The following is a 17,579-nucleotide window of genomic DNA, read 5'->3' as shown; positions in this document are numbered from 1 at the left end:
TCAGTTGGCGTCAACGCAGCCATGCTAACCACCCTCCCGCGCGATCTTCCTGCGGATACCGGTGGACGGCCGGAGATGGTCCGGGCCGGTCCGGGGAGGGACAGGAAACCGGCCACCTTGGCGCGGCCGATACCCTGAGGGAGTGACGTTTCCGGTAGTCGGCATGGTCGGCGGTGGCCAGCTCGCTCGTATGACACACGAGGCGGGCATCCCGCTGGGCATCAGGTTCAAGCTTCTCAGTGACACCCCGCAGGACTCAGCTGCGCAGGTCGTGAGCGATGTCGTCATCGGCGACTATCGCGACCTGGAGACGCTGCGCTCCTTCGCACGCGGGTGCGATGTGATCACCTTCGATCACGAACACGTTCCCACCGAGCACCTCAGAGCCCTGGAGGCGGACGGCATCCCCGTGCGCCCCGGCCCCGACGCGCTCGTGCACGCCCAGGACAAGGGGGTGATGCGCGCGAAGCTCGACGCGATCGGCGTGCCCTGCCCCAGGCACAGGATCGTTTCCGATCCGCAGGACGTGGCGGCCTTCGCCGCCGAGGGCGAGGGATTCCCCGTCGTCCTCAAGACCGTCCGCGGCGGCTACGACGGCAAGGGCGTGTGGGTCGTCGACTCCGTAGAGGAGGCCGCCGACCCGTTCAAGGCCGGTGTCCCCGTGCTCGCCGAGGAGAAGGTCGACTTCCTGCGCGAGCTCGCCGCCAACGTCGTACGGTCCCCGCACGGCCAGGCCGTCGCCTACCCGGTCGTGGAGTCACGCCAGGTCGGCGGCGTCTGCGACACGGTCATCGCCCCGGCCCCCGACCTCGACGAGGACCTCGCTGTCCGGGCGTCGGAGATGGCGCTGAACATCGCCAAGGAGCTCGACGTCGTCGGGCACCTCGCCGTCGAGCTGTTCCAGACCCGCGACGGACGCATCCTCGTCAACGAGCTGGCGATGCGCCCGCACAACTCCGGCCACTGGTCGATGGACGGCGCGGTCACCAGCCAGTTCGCCAACCACGTCCGGGCGGTCCTGGACCTGCCCCTCGGCGACCCGCGCCCGCGCGCCGAGTGGACGGTCATGGTCAACGTCCTCGGCGGCGACTACCCGGACATGTACTCCGCGTACCTGCACTGCATGGCCCGCGACCCCCAGCTGAAGATCCACATGTACGGCAAGGACGTGAAGCCCGGCCGCAAGGTCGGACACGTCAACACCTACGGCGACGACCTGGACGACGTGCTGGAGCGCGCCCGTCACGCAGCCGGCTACCTGAGAGGCACCATCACCGAATGAGCCCTGTTGTTGGCATCGTCATGGGGTCGGACTCCGACTGGCCCGTCATGGAGGCCGCCGCGAAGGCCCTCGACGAGTTCGAGATCCCCTACGAGGTGGACGTCGTGTCGGCCCACCGCATGCCGCGCGAGATGGTCGCGTACGGCGAGCAGGCCGACGGCCGCGGGCTCAAGGTGATCATCGCCGGGGCCGGCGGCGCCGCCCATCTGCCCGGCATGCTCGCCTCGGTCACCCCGCTGCCGGTCATCGGCGTGCCCGTGCCGCTGAAGTACCTCGACGGCATGGACAGCCTGCTGTCGATCGTGCAGATGCCGGCCGGTGTCCCCGTCGCGACGGTCTCCGTCGCCGGTGCCCGCAACGCCGGTCTGCTGGCCGCCCGCATCCTCGCCGCGCACGACGAGGAACTGCGCGGCCGGATGCGCGAGTTCCAGCAGGAGCTGAACGACCAGGCCACCGAGAAGGGCAAGCGCCTGCGCTCCAAGGTCGAGGGCTCGGGCGGGTTCGGCTTCGGCGCGGGGAAGTGACGGCGATGGCCTCCCTGGAGTCAGCCCGGGAGCTCCTGCGCGAGTTCCCGGTCGCCGACGGCCACAACGACCTGCCCTGGGCGCTGCGCGAACAGGTCCGCTACGACCTCGACGCCCGCGATGTCGCCGCCGACCAGAGCGCCCACCTGCACACCGACATCCCGCGGCTGCGCGCGGGCGGCGTCGGTGCGCAGTACTGGTCGGTGTACGTCCGTACGGACTCGCCGGACCCGGTCGCGGCCACCCTCGAACAGATCGACTGCGTACGGCAGTTGCTGGACCGCCACCCGGGTGACCTCCGGCCCGCGCTGACGGCCGCCGACATGGAGGCCGCACGCGGGGAGGGCCGTATCGCCTCCCTCATGGGGGCGGAGGGCGGCCACTCCATCGCCAACTCCCTGGGCACCCTGCGCGGTCTGTACGGGCTCGGTGTGCGGTACCTGACCCTCACCCACAACGACAACGTGGACTGGGCGGACTCCGCGACCGACGAACCGCGGGCCGGCGGCCTCACCGCGTTCGGCCGGGAGGTCGTCCGGGAGATGAACCGCGTCGGCATGCTCGTCGACCTCTCCCACGTGGCGGCGACGACCATGCGGGACGCGCTCGACACGAGCACCGCGCCGGTGATCTTCTCGCACTCCTCCGCGCGGGCCGTGTGCGACCACCCGCGCAACATCCCGGACGACGTCCTGGAGCGGCTGCCCGCCAACGGCGGTGTCGCGATGGTGACGTTCGTGCCGAAGTTCGTGCTCCAGGCGGCCGTGGACTGGACGGCCGCGGCCGACGAGAACATGCGCGCCCACGGCTTCCATCACCTCGACACCACCGCGGAGGCCATGAAGGTCCACCGCGCCTTCGAGGAGCGGCGGCCGCGCCCGGTCGCGACGGTGGCGACGGTCGCCGACCACCTCGACCACATGCGCGAGGTCGCCGGCGTCGACCACCTCGGCATCGGCGGCGACTACGACGGCACGGCCTTCACCCCCGAAGGCCTCGACGACGTCTCCGGCTACCCGAACCTCCTCGCCGAGCTGCTGGAGCGCGGCTGGTCGAAGGCCGATCTGGCCAAACTGACCTGGAAGAACGCGGTACGGGTGCTGGGCGCGGCCGAGGACGTGGCCCGTGGCCTTCAGGCGACGCGGCCGGCGTCCAACGCGACGATCGAGTCACTCGACGCGCTCGACGGCTGAGTGTCCAGGGCGGGGCAGTCGGTGTAACCGGCCCGCCCCGCCCACGTACATCCCGGGACACCCCGGACGAGATGATCCGTACTCCGAACGCCCCGCTCACCAGGAACAGCCCCTCGCCCCGTGCGACGGTGACCGTACGTCACGAGCACCGTACGGAGCCGCCATGGCAGATCTCCAGCACGACCTGCGCCCGGCCGCCGCGGCCGGAGAGTTCGACGACCTGACCGAGCAGTACCCCGACGAGGGCGTCGTCGCGGCGGAGCCCTACGAGCCCGTCTCCGATCCGGACGACGCGCCCCTGACCCGGGCCCACGCCGTCCTCGCCGCCCACCCTGTCGCCGACGGGTACAACGGACTGCCCTGGGCGCTCAAGCGCCTGTCCTACTACGACCTCGAGGACGGCGAGAGCACCGTCGACACGGACGTGCCCCGGCTGCGCCGCGGCCATGTGGGCGCGCTGTTCTGGTCGCTGCACCTGCCCGAGGGCCTCGACGGCGACCGGGCCGTCGGCGCCACCCTGGAGCAGCTCGACCTGGCGAAGAGCATCGTCCGCACCTGCGACGAGGGCCTGCGGCCCGCCTGTACGGCCGGGCAGGTCGCCGACGCCCGCAACTGCGGCCGTGTCGCCGTGCTCCTCGGTCCCGCCGGGGCCTCGGCCGTGGGCGACTCGCTGGGCACCCTGCGCCAGCTGCATCTGCTCGGCCTGCGGGCCCTGACGCTGACCGGCGTCTCCTGGGCGAGCGACGCGGGGCTGACCCGGTTCGGCGAGGAGGTCGTGCGCGAGATGAACCGGCTCGGTGTCATCGCGGACCTCTCCGGCGCCCCCGAGCAGACCGTCCGCCGCGTGCTGAGCCTCTCCCGGGCGCCCGTGCTGTTCAGCCGCTCCGCGGCCCGCGCGATCCGCCCCCACCCGGTCAACCTCCCCGACGACCTGCTGGCGGAGCTGGGCGCCGCCAAGGGGCTGTGCCTGGTGCCGCTGACGGCCGAGCAGACCGGCCCGACCGTCCGGGACGTCGCCGATCACCTCGACCACATCCGTACCGTGGCCGGAGCGCAGTGCGTGGGACTGTCCGGCACCTACGACTCCGGCTCCGCCCATCCGCAGGAACTCGGCGACGTCTCCTGCTATCCGCGGCTGATCGCGGAGCTGCTGCGGCGCGGCTGGGAGGAGGGCGACGTGGCCCTCCTGACCTGGGGCAACGTCCAGCGCGTCCTGCGCGGGGCTGACTTCACCGCACGCGCCGCCCAGCAGCGTCGCGCGCCGTCGAAGGCGACGATCTCGGAGCTGGACGGATAGCCGTCTTTCGCCCTCTCGCCGTCCTGCCTCCTCCGCCGGATCAGTCGTGCGCGATCCGGCAGAGGCAGAACGGGTGTCCCACCGGGTCCGCGTAGACCCGGAAGTCCTTCTTCTCGTCGTCCTCCTTGTCCAGCACCCGCGCCCCCAGCGCCAGCACCCGCTCCTCGGCCGCGTCGATCTCCTCCCAGGTCGCGCCACCGTCGAAGTCCAGGTGGAACTGCTGGGCGTTGCGGTCGGACCGGGGCCACTCCGGCGGGGTGTACCCGGGCGAGCGCTGGAAGGCGAGCCGGGGCCCGCCGGGGAGGCGCAGCACCACCCAGTCGGGGTCGTCGTCCTCGGGGGTGCCGCCGCCGAGCCGCGCGTAGAAGCGGGCCAGCTCGCGCGGGTCGGGGCAGTCGACGACCACGGAACGGAAATGTGCCACAGCGGACATGAGGCCTCCCGGTGTCAGCAGGCGCAGAGGCAGAACGGGTGCCCGGCCGGGTCGGCGTAAACCCGGAAGGTCCGCGTCCGGTCCTCGGTGTCCAGCGGCTTCGCCCCGAGCGCCAGCACGCCCTTCTCGGCCGCGTCCAGGTCCTCCACGTCCAGGTCGAGGTGGAACTGCTGCGAGCCGTCGGGCGAGGGCCACCTCGGGGGTACGAAGCCGGGGGCGGCCTGGAAGGCCAGCGGTGTACCGCCCGGCACCTTCAGGTCGACCCACTCGTCCTCCCCGTCGGTCGCGACCTCCGGCGTGCCGCCGAGCACCTCGGCGTAGAAGGCGGCGAGCGCGTGCGGGTCGGGACAGTCCAGGACGACCACACCCAGCTTGGCGAGAGCCATGACTTCCTCCTCGGAGTCGCTGTTACCCACAGAGTCAGGTAACCGGTAACCGTTACTGCATGCTCCCCCATCGGCGGTAACCTCGCAAGGGAAAACGCGAGAGGTACGGTCCAGCCATGACGGAGAGATCGCCCGCGCCCGGCGGCCTGGCCCTGGTCGAGGCCCTGGTGAACACGCTGGACATCGAGTCGGGCGCCGACACGCTGGACTCGCCCGAGGGCCGGGCACGCTTCGGGATCACAGGGGACGACGAGGCCGGGCAGGCCCGCGCCCTGCGCGAGTCACTGCGCGCGACCCTCCTCGCCCACGCGGGCCATCCGCCGCACCGCGAGGCGCCCCCGCTCGGCGAACTCCTGGCCCAGGCCCCCCTCATCGTCACGGTCGACCCGACGGACGGCTCGGCCGCCCTCACCCCCGCCGAGGACCGCTCCCTGCCCGCACGCGTGGCCGCCGCCGTCGCCGAGGCCCTGGTCGCCGGCACCTGGACCCGCCTCAAGGCCTGCGAGGCCCCCGACTGCCACTGGGCGTACTACGACCGCAGCCCGGCCGGCCGCGGCCGCTGGTGCTCGATGCAGGTCTGCGGAGCCCGCGCGAAGATGCGCCGTTACCGGGCGAAAGGGGCGTGACCCGCACGGGCGCGGGCCCGGTGGGGCAGAATGCACGAGACGCCGGTTCGGCCGACTGAGCCTCGGCCGAACCGGCGTCACCTTTCCTCAGGCGTCTTCAGGCCTTGGGGCGCCCCATCGCGCGGTACGTCCAGCCGGCCTTGCGCCACCGGTCCGGGTCGAGGGCGTTGCGGCCGTCCAGGATGAGACGGGTCGCCGCGACTTCGCCGAGGGCCTCCGCGTCCAGCTCCCGGAACTCCCGCCACTCCGTCAGATGCAGCACTATGTCGGCGCCCCGGACGGCCTCAAGGGCCGAGTCCGCGTAGCCGAGGGTAGGGAAGACCCGGCGGGCGTTGTCCATGCCCTTCGGGTCGTAGACCGTCACCTGGCCGCCCTGGAGATGGATCTGCCCGGCGACGTTCAGCGCGGGGGAGTCCCGTACGTCGTCCGAGTCCGGCTTGAAGGTCGCGCCCAGCACCGCCACCCGCTTGCCGAGGAACGGCCCGCCGCCCAGCGCCTGCCGCGCCAGCTCCACCATCTGCCCGCGCTGGCGCATGTTGATGGAGTCGATCTCCCGCAGGAAGGTCAGCGCCTGGTCCGCGCCCAGCTCACCGGCCCGCGCCATGAACGCCCGGATGTCCTTCGGCAGACAGCCGCCGCCGAAGCCGATCCCGGCCCGCAGGAACTTCTTGCCGATCCGGTCGTCGTAACCGATGGCCTCCGCCAGCTTGGCGACATCACCGCCCGCGGCCTCGCACACCTCCGCCATGGCGTTGATGAACGAGATCTTCGTGGCGAGGAAGGAGTTCGCGGAGGTCTTCACCAGCTCCGACGTCGGGAAGTCCGTCACCACGAAGGGCGAGCCCTCGGCGATCGGCGTGGCGTACACCTCCCGCAGCAGCTTCTCGGCCCGCTCACTGCGCACACCCACCACGAGCCGGTCGGGATGCAGCGTGTCGTCGACCGCGAAGCCCTCGCGCAGGAACTCCGGGTTCCAGGCCAGCTCGGCGTCCTCACCGGCGGGCGCGTGCGCGGCCAGATAGGCGGCGAGGCGGTCCGCGGAACCCACGGGCACGGTCGACTTGCCCACCACCAGGGCCGGCCCGTGCAGATGCGGGGCGAGCGAAGCGATCGCGGAGTCGACGTACGACATGTCACAGGCGTACTCGCCGTGCCGCTGCGGAGTGTTCACGCAGACGAAGTGCACATCCCCGAAGGCACCGACCTCGGCCCAGTCCTGGGTGAAGCGCAGCCGCCCGCTGGAGCCCTCGATGCCGGCGACGTGCCGGCGCAGCAGCTCCTCGAGACCCGGCTCGTACATCGGGGCCTCGGCGCGCTCCAGCTTCTCGATCTTCTCGGGCACGACGTCGAGGGCGAGCACCTCGAAGCCCAGCTCGGCCATGGCCGCCGCGTGTGTCGCGCCGAGATAACCGGTGCCGATCACGGTGATCTTCAGGGCCATGGGGTGCTCCAGGGGTCTACGGCATGCGGTGCGCGCCCGAGCATAGCCGGGGCATGGGAACGCGCTTCACCGGGCAACTTCTCCGCTGTCGTCTAGCTCACGTATCACTCCCGGGGACAACCCCATAAACTTTTGATTACTTAACGGTAGTTAGCGTCAGCATCGCAGCGTTTTGGAGCGTGAGAGACCTTGGCCGGATCGGCTGACTTCGACCTGTACCGCCCGTCCGAGGAGCACGACATGCTCCGTGACGCCGTCCGCTCCCTGGCCGAGGCGAAGATCGCGCCGTACGCCGCCGCGGTGGACGAGGAAGCCCGCTTCCCGCAGGAGGCGCTCGAGGCGCTGGCCGGCAACGACCTGCACGCCGTGCACGTACCGGAGGAGTACGGCGGGTCGGGCGCGGACGCGCTGGCCACCGTCATAGTGATCGAGGAGGTCGCGCGCGTCTGCGCCTCTTCCTCCCTCATCCCCGCGGTGAACAAGCTGGGCTCGCTCCCGGTGATCCTCTCCGGCTCCGAGGACCTCAAGAAGCGGTACATGACCCCGCTCGCCAAGGGCGACGGCATGTTCTCGTACTGCCTGTCCGAGCCGGACGCCGGCTCCGACGCCGCCGGCATGAAGACGAAGGCCGTCCGCGACGGCGACCACTGGATCCTCAACGGCGTGAAGCGCTGGATCACCAACGCGGGCGAGTCCGAGTACTACACGGTGATGGCCGTCACGGACCCGGCCAAGCGCTCCAAGGGCATCTCGGCCTTCGTCGTCGAGAAGTCCGACGAGGGCGTCTCCTTCGGCGCCCCCGAGAAGAAGCTCGGCATCAAGGGCTCCCCGACCCGCGAGGTCTACCTCGACAACGTCCGCATCCCCGCCGACCGCATGATCGGCGAGGAGGGCACCGGCTTCGCCACGGCGATGAAGACCCTCGACCACACCCGCATCACCATCGCCGCCCAGGCCCTCGGCATCGCCCAGGGTGCCCTCGACTACGCCAAGGGCTACGTCCAGGAGCGCAAGCAGTTCGGCAAGCCGATCGCCGACTTCCAGGGCATCCAGTTCATGCTCGCCGACATGGCCATGAAGATCTCGGCCGCCCGCGCCCTGACCTACCAGGCCGCCGCCGCCTCCGAGCGCGGCGACGCCGACCTCACTTACCAGGGCGCCGCCGCCAAGTGCTTCGCCTCGGACGTGGCGATGGAGGTCACCACGGACGCCGTCCAGCTCCTCGGCGGCTACGGCTACACGCGCGACTACCCGGTGGAGCGCATGATGCGCGACGCCAAGATCACGCAGATCTACGAGGGCACGAACCAGGTCCAGCGCATCGTCATCGCCCGCAACCTGCCGTAAGCCCGCAAGGCCGCCGCTTCCCTTCACCGGTCGCCCTCCGCCCGTTCCGCCGGGCCGGAGGGCGGCCGTCGTTCCGGGAAGCCCTGACGCACGCATGGCGGATTCCTTCCCTCCGCCCCATGGCGGGCAGCGCCGCGCAGGCGTAGGACGGAAGGCACGGGGGCCGACCCCCGGCCCTCACCGTCCCCCCCGGAGGAAGTCATGACCCAGCAGCCCGCCACCACGACCCCGCTGAGCAAGGAGATGCAGGACTGCGTCCAGGCGTGCATGGCCTGCCACAGCGTGTGCGAGGAGACCATGAGCTCCTGCCTGCAGATGGGCGGCCCGGCCCAGATGCAGATCATGCGCGCCGTCATGGACTGCGCCGAGATGACGCGCATGTGCGCCGACATGATGATGCGCCGCTCGCCGCTGTCGGCCGAGATGTGCGCGATGTGCGCCAAGGCCTGTGACATGTGCGCCGAGGCGTGTATGTCCATGCCGGACGACACCCAGATGATGCGCTGTGCCGAGGCGTGTCGTCGCTGCGCCGAGATGTGCCGCTCGATGTCGGCCGCCGCGATGTGAGAACCGCCTCACAGCGGTCGGGGGCACCCCCTGGGGTGCCCCCGACCGCGCGTCGCTGCTCAGTTGCTGGAGACCGTGACCGTCTCGTCGTTCTTCAGCTGGTTCACCAGCGTCTTCACCTTGGCGGTGTCCCACTGGAGGTTGCCGTTGGCGGAGTTGCCCGAGATCGGCATGTTCATCGACTTGCCCTCGCCGCCGCTGACGCCCTTCATCGCCCAGAACATGGACGCCAGGTCGAACAGGCCCATGTCCTTGTCGACCACGAGGGAGTCCAGGCCCGCGCCCATGGTCGGGTACAGCTTGAACGGGTTGAGGACCGTGCTCGGGGTGGCGACCTGGTTGGCCAGGGCCGACAGGAACTTCTGCTGGTTCTTCGTACGGTCCAGGTCGGAGCCCGCGAGCGCGTAGCGGGTGCGGACGAAGGCGAGCGCCTGGTCGCCGGTCAGGGTCTGCTTGCCCTTCTTGAAGTCCGCGCCGGACTTGGTGTCCTTGATGTCCTGCGGGATGTCCATCTCGACGCCGCCGACCGCGTCCACGATGTTCGCGAAGCCGGCGAAGCCGATCTCCACGTAGTGGTCGATGTGCAGGTCCGTGTTGGCCTCGACGGTACGGACCAGCAGCTCCGGGCCGTCCTCCGCGTACGCGGCGTTCAGTTTCGTCTGGCGGCCCGTGCCCGGGTAGACCTTCCCGGAGTCGGATCCCTTGAAGGACGGGATCGTGACGTTCGAGTCACGCGGCAGGGAGATCAGCGTCGGGCCGTTGCTGCCGGTGTGCAGGATCATCATCGAGTCCGTGCGCTTGCCCTCGGCGGACCCGGTGTGCAGCTTCTTCTTCTCCTCGGCCGACATGCCCGCGCGGCTGTCGGAGCCGACGATCAGGTAGTTCGTGCCCTCGCCCGCCTCCGGCCGGTCGATGACCTGCGACAGGTCGACGTCGCGGTTGAGCTTGGAGTCGGCCCAGAAGTACGTGGCGACGCTGGTCACCACCAGCACCGTCACCAGCGTGATGGTCGTCACCTTGATACGGCGGCGCCAGTTCGGCGCGGGACGCGGCTCGTACATGCCGTCGCCCGGGCCGCCGGGGCCTCTGCCACCGGAGGAGCCGTAGACCTGGCCGGTGTTGTAGCCGCTGTCGTAGCCGCCGTCGACGTACGACGGCTGCTGCGGTACTCCGCCGGCGTACGGAGGGGCACCGCCGTACCCGGCCTGCCCGGGCGACGGCGCCGGGCCACGGCGGACCTGCCGCATGGCGCGGGCGCTCTCGGGCTGTGCGCTCGAGCTTCCGCGTCCGTAGCGGTTGCCGCGGTTGTCGTCGGACCGCCCCTCGGGCCAAGTGTTCATGCGCCCCAGTGTGCAGGTCTCTGTAGTGCGCCATACAAGAGTCGTCGGAAAATCAGAGCACGGCTGTGGCGAAGCTGACACAAAACCCCCGCATGCCGCCTCGGCATAAGGTGGGGCGCATGACAGACCAGGCCCCAGCTGCGGATTCCGGCAGTCCGGATATCCCGGGCAAGCCGACTTCGGCGTCCCGCACCACCCTCAGCCACATCATGACCCACAACGACACGAACCTGCTGGGGACGGTGCACGGCGGGGTGATCATGAAGCTGGTGGACGACGCGGCGGGGGCCGTGGCCGGGCGGCACTCCGGCGGACCGGCGGTCACGGCGTCCATGGACGAGATGGCGTTCCTCGAACCGGTCCGTGTCGGTGATCTGGTCCACGTCAAGGCGCAGGTCAACTGGACCGGCCGGACGTCCATGGAGGTCGGCGTCCGGGTCCTGGCCGAACGCTGGAACGAGTCCGCCCCGCCCACTCAGGTCGGCTCCGCCTACCTCGTCTTCGCCGGGGTCGACGCCGACGGCAAGCCCCGCCGGGTGCCACCGGTCCTCCCGGAAACGGAACGCGACAAGCGCCGCAACCAGGAGGCCCAGATCCGCCGCACCCACCGCCTGGCCCGCCGCCGCGCGATCATGGAACTGCGGGAGAAGCGGGCGGCGGAGGGGTTCGAGGACTGACGGGCCCGGCCTCTCCCCTTCTACGAGCCGCTACGAGCACGCCACCTCGTCCCCCCGCACCACCACCCCCGACTCGCCCTGCCCCGCGTCCTCCGCCCGCACCTTGCGTACGCGCTCGAAGTCCGTGCCCGCGATGACCTTCAGGGTCGCGCCCAGGCCCGGGGCCGCGCGCAGCTCGCTGCCCGGCAGGGCCGCCGCGAGGGACTTGGCGGAGCGGTCCCAGCGGGGGTCGTAGACGACGACCGTTCGTTTCACGTCGGGGGTGGCGGCGTTCACCGGGGCCCCGGTCGTACGGAAGCCCGTCGAGACCAGCGCCGCGTCGACCCGGCGGCCGAGGCCGGGCGTGGGGGTGCCGTTCTCCACCTGGACGCTGATCTGCTGCGGGGCGACCGGGACGACCCGGGCCTCGCTGCGCGCGCGCTGCACGGACAGGGGCTGGTCCGCGCGCAGGGCGTGGAAGAGCCGCTCCGCCTTCACGGGGTCCCACTTCAGCGTCGAGCCGACGCCCTCAACGGCGTATCCCAGCTGCCCGATCGGGACGGTCGTGAACTCGGAGGAGGAGGGGGAGAAGTTCCGCATGGCCCGGCCCAGGGCCAGCATCTCGTCCGTGCCGAAGCCCTTGTCGGCCCGTACCGAGCCGAGCACCGCCCGTGTCACGTCCCGGAACTTCATCGGGTTCAGCAGGATCCCGGAGGACATGACCCGCTCCACGAGCGCCGCCATGAACTGCTGCTGCCGTTTCATACGGCCCAGATCCGACGCCCCGTCGACATGGCGTGCGCGCACATACTGAAGCGCCTGCCCGCCCTCGAGGGTGTGGCGCCCGGCCGGCAGGTTCAGGCCGGTGTAGTGGTCACTCAGGGGGGCGGCCGTGCAGATCTGCACGCCCCCGACCACGTCCACCGTCTTCATGAAGCTCGTGAAGTCGACCTCCAGATAGTGGTCGATCTTCACCCGGGTCATGTTCTCGACCGTCCGCACGGTCAGCGGCGCCCCGCCCTCGGCGTACGCCGCGTTCAGCTTGATCGGGTGGCCCTCGTGCCGTCTGCCCGTCGTACGGTCGACATGCGCCGGCGTCACGGCGTACGAGTCGCGCGGCAGGCTCACCACACTCGCCCGCTCCCGGTCCTCCGAGATGTGCACGATCATCATCGTGTCGGTGCAGTGGCAGGGCGCGCCGCCGAGCCGGTACTTCTGCCGCTCGTCCTGGCTGATCTTCTCGCGGCCGTCGGTGCCGACCAGCAGGACGTTCATGCCGTGGCCCGCCTGGGGCCGGTTCTTCATGTCCTTGAAGGCGTCGACCCGGGCGATGTCCGCGTCCAGGCTCGTGACCACCGCGTGCCCGATACCGGCGGACGCGAGGACCACCACGGACAGCGTGGTCACCGCCCGCATGCCCCAACGCGGCTTCCCGCGCCGCACGGGCCTGCGCGGTTGCCGGCGGGAGGAGGGCGGCTGCGGGCGGCGCTGCGGGGCGGCGGTGGTCCGGGGGGACCGCGGCGGCGTGGGCAAGAGGACACCTCCGGACGAGGGCCGTACGTGGGATCCGTGACACCGTAGGCCGATACGATCTGCAGCCCGCGGTACCGCCCCGGCGGCGCGCAACGCTGTCCCCCGTTCGCGGTAACGTGAGCCCCCTATGAACGCCAATCCCGACGTGCGCCACCCCGCCGTTTCCGTGATCATGCCCGTCCTCAACGAGGAACGGCATCTGCGGGGAGCAGTCCAAGCGATCCTCGCGCAGGAGTACGCCGGCGAGATGGAGGTCGTGATCGCCCTGGGTCCGTCCACGGACCGCACGGACGAGATCGCGGCTCAGCTCGTCGCGGACGACCCGCGTGTGCACACCGTCCCGAACCCGACCGGCCGTACGCCGGCCGCCCTGAACGCGGCGATCAACGCCTCCCGCCACCCGATCGTCGTGCGCGTCGACGGGCACGGCATGCTCTCGCCGAACTACATCGCCACCGCCGTACGGCTCCTGGAGGAGACCGGCGCGCAGAACGTCGGCGGCATCATGCACGCCGAGGGCGAGAACGACTGGGAGCACGCCGTCGCCGCCGCGATGACCTCGAAGATAGGGGTCGGCAACGCCGCCTTCCACACGGGCGGCCAAGCCCAGCAGGCCGACACCGTCTACCTCGGCGTCTTCCGGCGCGAGGCGCTGGAGCAGCAGGGCGGCTACAACGTGGAGTTCATCCGCGCCCAGGACTGGGAGCTGAACTTCCGCATCCGTGAGGCCGGCGGGCTGATCTGGTTCTCGCCCGAGCTGAGGGTGTCGTACCGGCCGCGGCCGAGCGTGAAGGCCCTCGCCAAGCAGTACAAGGACTACGGCCGCTGGCGGCATGTGGTCGCCCGCTACCACGAGGGTTCGATCAACCTGCGCTACCTCGCCCCGCCGACCGCCGTGTGCGCGATCGCGGCCGGGATCGTGGTGGGCGCGCTGCTGACCCCGTGGGGCTTCGTGGTGCCCGGCGGCTATCTGGCGGCGATCCTCGCCGGTTCGGTCCCGGCGGGCAAGGGGCTGCCGCTGAAGGCGCGGCTCCAGATTCCCGTGGCGCTGGCCACCATGCACATGTCGTGGGGCTGGGGCTTTCTGACCAGTCCGCGGGCGCTGGCCCGCAAGGTGATCGCGAGCCGGCGGCCCGCCGTCCGCGCGGACGCCTCCGCGAGCTGAATCACCGGCGTCTTGATACGGGCCCTTTCCCCGGTTGGGAAAAGGGCCCGTCGCCGTTCAGTCCCAGGTGAACGCCGGGTCCACGTGCATACAGGCCTTGTCGTCGGCGCCGTTGAGCGCCTCGGCCGACTTCGGGGTCCTGTCGTTCTCCTCGGGCGCCTTGTAGGCCGTGCCCTCCCGCCAGTCGGCGCCCACGACGAGGGTGATGCCGGAGACGTCGGTGGACCGCTGCACCGAACTCAGTGGGATGCCCAGGGCCTTGGCGAGACGCTGGGCGTCGCCCTCCAGGTCGGCGCTCGGGTAGCGGACGACGGTCCTGTCCTCGGTCCATGAGCCGGTGGTGTCGGCGACGGCCTGGGTGAAGCCCTCCTCCTTCAGCAGGCCGGCCACCGTGCCGGCGCGTCCGCGGGCCGCGGCCAGGGTGTCGGTGCGGGTGCCGTTGCGGACCTGGACGGGGATCTCGTCGTCGGGCGCGGCCGGGTCGGCGGAGGCCTTCTCGGCGGTCGGCTTCTTCGCCTTGTCCTTGCCGTCCAGGGCGATGTCCTCCCGCACCAGCCGGAACAGTTGCTCGGCGTCCTCGGTGGGCTCGACGCGGGCACCGACGTAGCGGTTGGGCATCGTGGTCATGGTGATGCGCTTCGGCTCCACCTTGCGCAGCTCGTCGCTGAGGTCGTAGAGCTTCTTGACGGTGTCGAGGCCCGGGTCGACCGTCATGGCCCGGGTGGCCTCCTCGGCCAGTCTGCGGAGCTTGTTCGGGCTGCTCAGGGTCATGTTGTCGCGCAGCTGGCGGACCATCGCGTTCATGTACATGTGCTGGGCCTTGGCGCGGGCGAGGTCGCTGCCGTCCTCGAAGCCGTAGCGGGTGCGCAGCCACTGCAGGGCCTGCTCGCCCTGGATGTACGAGGTGCCCTTCTCCAGTCTCAGGCCCGAGCCCTTGCCGTCGGAGGTGCGGGAGTGGATGTTGGCGTCGACGCACACGGGGACGCCCCCGACGGCGTCGGCCATCGACACCACGCCCGCGAAGTCGACCATGATGAAGTGGTCGATGTGGATGCCGGTGAGCTCCTGCCAGGTGGCGACGGCGCAGCCCGGACCGCCGTGTCCGAGGCTCTGGTTGGTCATCGTCCGCCCCTGGGTCGCCTCGTACACCTTCCCGTCGTCCGGGTCGGTGCACTTCGGGATCTTCACGAGGGTGTCGCGGGGCATGCTGATGACCGACATGTTGGTGCGGTCGGCGGACAGGTGCAGCAGCATCTGGACGTCCGCGAGGGGCGTGGCGCCGAACGTCTCGCGGGCGCCGCCGAGTTTCTGGTTCTCCTTGCTGTCCCGCGCGTCGGAGCCGATGAGCAGGATGTTCAGCGGGGTCTGCCCGGCGGCGTTGGGCGTCGGAGCGGCGACCTTGCCGTCGCCGAGGTTCAGGGCGTCCTTCTTGATGTTGCCGTTGAGATGGCGGTAGTAGAGGTAGCCGGCCCCGGCCGTCCCGAGTATCAGCACGGCCAGCACGAGGGCGGACCACTTCAGCACCCGCCGCCTGCGCGGCGCCCGGCCCCCGCGCCGCCGACCGCTTTCCCCACCGTCGCCTCCGGCCGCATCGTCGCGGCCGGGTGAGTTCGGGTCTGTCGCCGATGTGCCGTCGACGTCGGGCGTGCTCGCGCTCCCCGCCGGCACGCCCTCGTCGTCGGGCGTCTCCGCGTCCCCTGCCGACGTGCCGTCACCGTCGGGCGGCCGGCTGCCCGGCGTCGGCTTCTCCTCGCCCGGGTCCGGTTCGTGGCGGACGCTCTGCCGCTTACCGTCCTCCCGCACACCGCTCTGCGTCACTTCCCCGGTCCTCTCCGCCCCCCGGCGCATGCAGCAGGCCCGCCCTGCCTCCTGTTAGACGCACGACGGGCCTGTCAGTTGCCCTCAACGGGTCAACTAGCGCACTTCACCTTGTCCGCGGTGGACTTCTCCACGTCCGCCGCCTTGGCCGGGGCGTTGAGTTTCACGCCGGCGCCCTTGAAGTCCTTGCCGAGGGTCAGGGTGATCGCGGGGACGCCCTGGGAGTTGGTCACGCTCTCGCCGGGCTTCAGCGCGGACCCGGGCAGGCCCATGATGTCGGCGAGGCGGCGGGCCTGGTCGGCCTGGTCGGGGGCGTACTCGAGGGTCGTCCTCGCCAGCTCGGCGGGCGCGTTGCCGGCGTTCTCCGACTTGTCCACGCCCTCCTCGACCTGGAGGTACTGGAGGGTCTTCTGCGCGCTGCCGGCGACGGCACCGCCGTTCATGATCCGCACCCGTACCTCGGAGGCCGCGGACTTGGTGCCCTTCAGCCGGGCGGCCTGGGCGTCCTTCTCCTTCTTCTCCTGCTGCTTGACCTCGGTCAGGGAGACGTCGTTCTCGATCATGTCGAACACCTGCGGCGCCTTGGACTTGTCGAAGATGACCGTGGCCTTCACCGTCTCCGCAGGGTTGTCCACCACCGGCACCGTGGTGAAGCTGATGTTCTTCGTCGGCACCTTCTTCAGCTCGAGGGCGACGTCCTTGAGCGTGCTGACCCTGCCGATCGCCTGGTCCACGGTCAGCGCCTTCGTCGCGGCCTCGGCCAGGTTCAGCAGCTTCGAGGGACTCGTGAGGGTGTCGCTGGAGGCCATCTTGCGCATCAGCGAGCCCAGGAACTGCTGCTGCACCTTGATCCGGTCGAGGTCGCCGCTGTTGCCGAAGCTCTTGCGTGTACGGACGAACGCGAGGGCCTGCTCGCCCTCCACCGTCGACTCGCCCGCGGGCAGGACGAGTTTGGACTCCTTGTCGTTGACCGGCTTCTCCACACACACGTCGACGCCTTCCACCGCCGTGGTCAGCGTCTTCACCGCGTTGAAGTCGGCCATCATGAAGTGGTCGACGGTGATGCCGGTGTTCTCCTTCACCGTGCGCATGGTGCAGCCGGGGTCCCGACCGCCCTCCCCGAGGCTCCGGTTGAAGCGGACGCCCTGATTCCCTGGGACGACCTTCTCCGAGCCGTCCTCCAGCTTCGTCGGGCAGTCGGGGATGTTCACGATCAGGTCGCGCGGGATGCTCAGCGCGGTCGCGTTGGAGCGGTCCTTGGCGACGTGCAGCAGGATCGTGGTGTCGGCGTGCCCGGAACTGCCCTTGTCGCCGTAGCCCTCGTTGCCCTCGCCGGTGCGCTTGTCCGTACCGATGATGAGGACGCTGAAGGCCTCGTCCTTGCTGAAGTTGCTGGCACCCGCGCTGCCGACGTCGGTCGTCGACACGTTGCCCTCCAGGTGCTGGAGGTAGAAGTAGCCGGCCGCACTGACCCCGACGAGCACGAACGCCATCGTGCCGCCGGTCCACAGCAGCACCTTCTTCGCCTTGTTCGGCTTCTGCTGCACCGGCCGGCGCCCACCGCGGCGCCCCGGCGGCGGCTCCTCGGGAGCACCGCGCCGCCTGCGCTGCGGCGGAACCTCGGTACGGGTGCTGCGGGTCGCGCCCTCACGGGGAGCGGCCGAACGTGCGCCGGTCGAACGTGCGGTGGCTGTACGAGGAGCCGTCCGCGACTGCGCTGCGGATGGATTCAGTCGCAGTTCGTATTCGCCGGTGTTCGGATTGAGTACCCACTGGTCTGCGGGGTCCATCTGTTCCCCCCGCCCACGGCGTTGCGCGTCCACGGTTGTCCGATTCCTCCGTCGGGGCACGCGGCGCCTTCTCCCCCCGGAAGGCGCGCGGGTACTTGGTCATCACAGAAGCACTGGATCGCTCACACTATCCGCCCAGTTGAACGTCGGTGTGCGCTGAATGACAAATTCAGCGTCCCTA

16 protein-coding genes are annotated in these 17,579 nt (G+C 70.6%); 9 read left to right on the top strand and 7 right to left on the bottom strand.

Going from position 1 to position 17,579, the window contains the following annotated elements; translation table 11 throughout:
- Positions 1-142 precede the first annotated feature (142 nt).
- The 4 genes from OHU35_RS16980 (at position 143) to OHU35_RS16965 (ending at position 4,296) form a co-directional block, all read left to right on the top strand.
- Positions 143-1,282 (top strand): 5-(carboxyamino)imidazole ribonucleotide synthase, encoded by a 1,140-nt coding sequence (locus OHU35_RS16980; protein WP_189726737.1) that lies wholly within the window; start codon positions 143-145, stop codon positions 1,280-1,282.
- On the top strand, positions 1,279-1,806 hold the full coding sequence (gene purE / locus OHU35_RS16975; RefSeq protein WP_189726736.1) for a 5-(carboxyamino)imidazole ribonucleotide mutase: 528 nt from the start codon (positions 1,279-1,281) through the stop codon (positions 1,804-1,806). The genes OHU35_RS16980 and purE overlap by 4 nt, the downstream gene beginning before the upstream one ends.
- Before the next feature lie 5 nt (positions 1,807-1,811).
- Positions 1,812-2,999 (top strand): dipeptidase, encoded by a 1,188-nt coding sequence (locus OHU35_RS16970; protein WP_405505809.1) that lies wholly within the window; start codon positions 1,812-1,814, stop codon positions 2,997-2,999.
- Positions 3,000-3,162: 163 nt separating this feature from the next.
- Complete coding sequence (locus OHU35_RS16965) at positions 3,163-4,296, top strand: dipeptidase (RefSeq protein ID WP_189726734.1); 1,134 nt, start codon at positions 3,163-3,165, stop codon at positions 4,294-4,296.
- A gap of 40 nt (positions 4,297-4,336) precedes the next feature.
- On the opposite strand, the gene OHU35_RS16960 is transcribed toward OHU35_RS16965, so the two are convergent.
- The gene (locus OHU35_RS16960) at positions 4,337-4,729 is read right to left on the bottom strand and encodes a VOC family protein (protein ID WP_189726733.1); all 393 of its coding nucleotides are present in this window, start codon (positions 4,727-4,729) and stop codon (positions 4,337-4,339) included.
- A 14-nt stretch (positions 4,730-4,743) separates the two neighbouring features.
- The gene (locus tag OHU35_RS16955) at positions 4,744-5,115 is read right to left on the bottom strand and encodes a VOC family protein (protein ID WP_189726732.1); all 372 of its coding nucleotides are present in this window, start codon (positions 5,113-5,115) and stop codon (positions 4,744-4,746) included.
- 116 nt (positions 5,116-5,231) lie between these two features.
- Between OHU35_RS16955 and OHU35_RS16950 the strand changes: the two genes are divergently transcribed.
- Positions 5,232-5,741 (top strand): CGNR zinc finger domain-containing protein, encoded by a 510-nt coding sequence (locus OHU35_RS16950; RefSeq protein ID WP_189726731.1) that lies wholly within the window; start codon positions 5,232-5,234, stop codon positions 5,739-5,741.
- Positions 5,742-5,838: 97 nt separating this feature from the next.
- On the opposite strand, the gene OHU35_RS16945 is transcribed toward OHU35_RS16950, so the two are convergent.
- Positions 5,839-7,182: a UDP-glucose/GDP-mannose dehydrogenase family protein gene (locus tag OHU35_RS16945; protein WP_189726730.1), complete on the bottom strand. Its 1,344-nt coding sequence runs from the start codon at positions 7,180-7,182 to the stop codon at positions 5,839-5,841.
- A gap of 189 nt (positions 7,183-7,371) precedes the next feature.
- On the opposite strand from OHU35_RS16945, the gene OHU35_RS16940 reads away from it, so the two are divergent.
- Positions 7,372-8,529 carry an acyl-CoA dehydrogenase gene (locus OHU35_RS16940; protein WP_267944151.1) on the top strand — a complete coding sequence of 386 codons (1,158 nt, stop codon included), beginning with the start codon at positions 7,372-7,374 and terminating at the stop codon, positions 8,527-8,529.
- Positions 8,530-8,730: 201 nt separating this feature from the next.
- Positions 8,731-9,096, top strand: a complete 366-nt coding sequence (locus OHU35_RS16935) for a four-helix bundle copper-binding protein (RefSeq protein ID WP_189726729.1) — start codon at positions 8,731-8,733, stop codon at positions 9,094-9,096.
- 59 nt (positions 9,097-9,155) lie between these two features.
- Here OHU35_RS16935 and OHU35_RS16930 read toward each other — a convergent pair whose 3' ends face one another.
- On the bottom strand, positions 9,156-10,436 hold the full coding sequence (locus tag OHU35_RS16930; protein WP_189726728.1) for an LCP family protein: 1,281 nt from the start codon (positions 10,434-10,436) through the stop codon (positions 9,156-9,158).
- Positions 10,437-10,555: 119 nt separating this feature from the next.
- On the opposite strand from OHU35_RS16930, the gene OHU35_RS16925 reads away from it, so the two are divergent.
- Positions 10,556-11,113, top strand: a complete 558-nt coding sequence (locus OHU35_RS16925; RefSeq protein ID WP_189726727.1) for an acyl-CoA thioesterase — start codon at positions 10,556-10,558, stop codon at positions 11,111-11,113.
- Positions 11,114-11,143: 30 nt separating this feature from the next.
- Here the strand turns inward: OHU35_RS16925 and OHU35_RS16920 are convergent, their stop codons facing one another.
- Positions 11,144-12,508 (bottom strand): LCP family protein, encoded by a 1,365-nt coding sequence (locus tag OHU35_RS16920; RefSeq protein WP_229873136.1) that lies wholly within the window; start codon positions 12,506-12,508, stop codon positions 11,144-11,146.
- A gap of 244 nt (positions 12,509-12,752) precedes the next feature.
- On the opposite strand from OHU35_RS16920, the gene OHU35_RS16915 reads away from it, so the two are divergent.
- Entirely contained in the window at positions 12,753-13,790 is a 1,038-nt protein-coding gene (locus OHU35_RS16915) for a glycosyltransferase family 2 protein (RefSeq protein WP_189726725.1), read from the top strand.
- Between the two features lie 57 nt (positions 13,791-13,847).
- Here OHU35_RS16915 and OHU35_RS16910 read toward each other — a convergent pair whose 3' ends face one another.
- Together OHU35_RS16910 and OHU35_RS16905 are read right to left on the bottom strand one after the other, a co-directional pair.
- Positions 13,848-15,608, bottom strand: a complete 1,761-nt coding sequence (locus OHU35_RS16910; protein WP_405505805.1) for an LCP family protein — start codon at positions 15,606-15,608, stop codon at positions 13,848-13,850.
- Positions 15,609-15,700: 92 nt separating this feature from the next.
- A complete protein-coding gene (locus tag OHU35_RS16905) occupies positions 15,701-17,431 on the bottom strand; it encodes an LCP family protein (RefSeq protein WP_359893791.1) in 1,731 nt (576 codons plus the stop codon).
- Positions 17,432-17,579: the final 148 nt, after the last annotated feature.

This window comes from Streptomyces purpurascens (genome assembly GCF_045040895.1).
Taxonomy (GTDB): domain Bacteria; phylum Actinomycetota; class Actinomycetes; order Streptomycetales; family Streptomycetaceae; genus Streptomyces; species Streptomyces purpurascens.
The sequence above is the reverse complement of the archived record's forward strand: the minus strand, read 5'-3'. Positions and strand labels throughout refer to the sequence as shown.

What these genes read in the sequence shown, in the direction of transcription:
- OHU35_RS16915 (WP_189726725.1), top strand. Translation starts at nt 12,753, where the DNA reads ATGAACGCCAATCCCGACGTGCGCCACCCCGCCGTTTCCGTGATCATG.
- OHU35_RS16965 (WP_189726734.1), top strand. Translation starts at nt 3,163, where the DNA reads ATGGCAGATCTCCAGCACGACCTGCGCCCGGCCGCCGCGGCCGGAGAG.
- OHU35_RS16970 (WP_405505809.1), top strand. Translation starts at nt 1,812, where the DNA reads ATGGCCTCCCTGGAGTCAGCCCGGGAGCTCCTGCGCGAGTTCCCGGTC.
- OHU35_RS16930 (WP_189726728.1), bottom strand. Translation starts at nt 10,436, where the DNA reads ATGAACACTTGGCCCGAGGGGCGGTCCGACGACAACCGCGGCAACCGC.
- OHU35_RS16960 (WP_189726733.1), bottom strand. Translation starts at nt 4,729, where the DNA reads ATGTCCGCTGTGGCACATTTCCGTTCCGTGGTCGTCGACTGCCCCGAC.
- OHU35_RS16950 (WP_189726731.1), top strand. Translation starts at nt 5,232, where the DNA reads ATGACGGAGAGATCGCCCGCGCCCGGCGGCCTGGCCCTGGTCGAGGCC.
- OHU35_RS16925 (WP_189726727.1), top strand. Translation starts at nt 10,556, where the DNA reads ATGACAGACCAGGCCCCAGCTGCGGATTCCGGCAGTCCGGATATCCCG.
- OHU35_RS16920 (WP_229873136.1), bottom strand. Translation starts at nt 12,508, where the DNA reads ATGCGGGCGGTGACCACGCTGTCCGTGGTGGTCCTCGCGTCCGCCGGT.
- OHU35_RS16945 (WP_189726730.1), bottom strand. Translation starts at nt 7,182, where the DNA reads ATGGCCCTGAAGATCACCGTGATCGGCACCGGTTATCTCGGCGCGACA.
- purE (WP_189726736.1), top strand. Translation starts at nt 1,279, where the DNA reads ATGAGCCCTGTTGTTGGCATCGTCATGGGGTCGGACTCCGACTGGCCC.
- OHU35_RS16935 (WP_189726729.1), top strand. Translation starts at nt 8,731, where the DNA reads ATGACCCAGCAGCCCGCCACCACGACCCCGCTGAGCAAGGAGATGCAG.
- OHU35_RS16955 (WP_189726732.1), bottom strand. Translation starts at nt 5,115, where the DNA reads ATGGCTCTCGCCAAGCTGGGTGTGGTCGTCCTGGACTGTCCCGACCCG.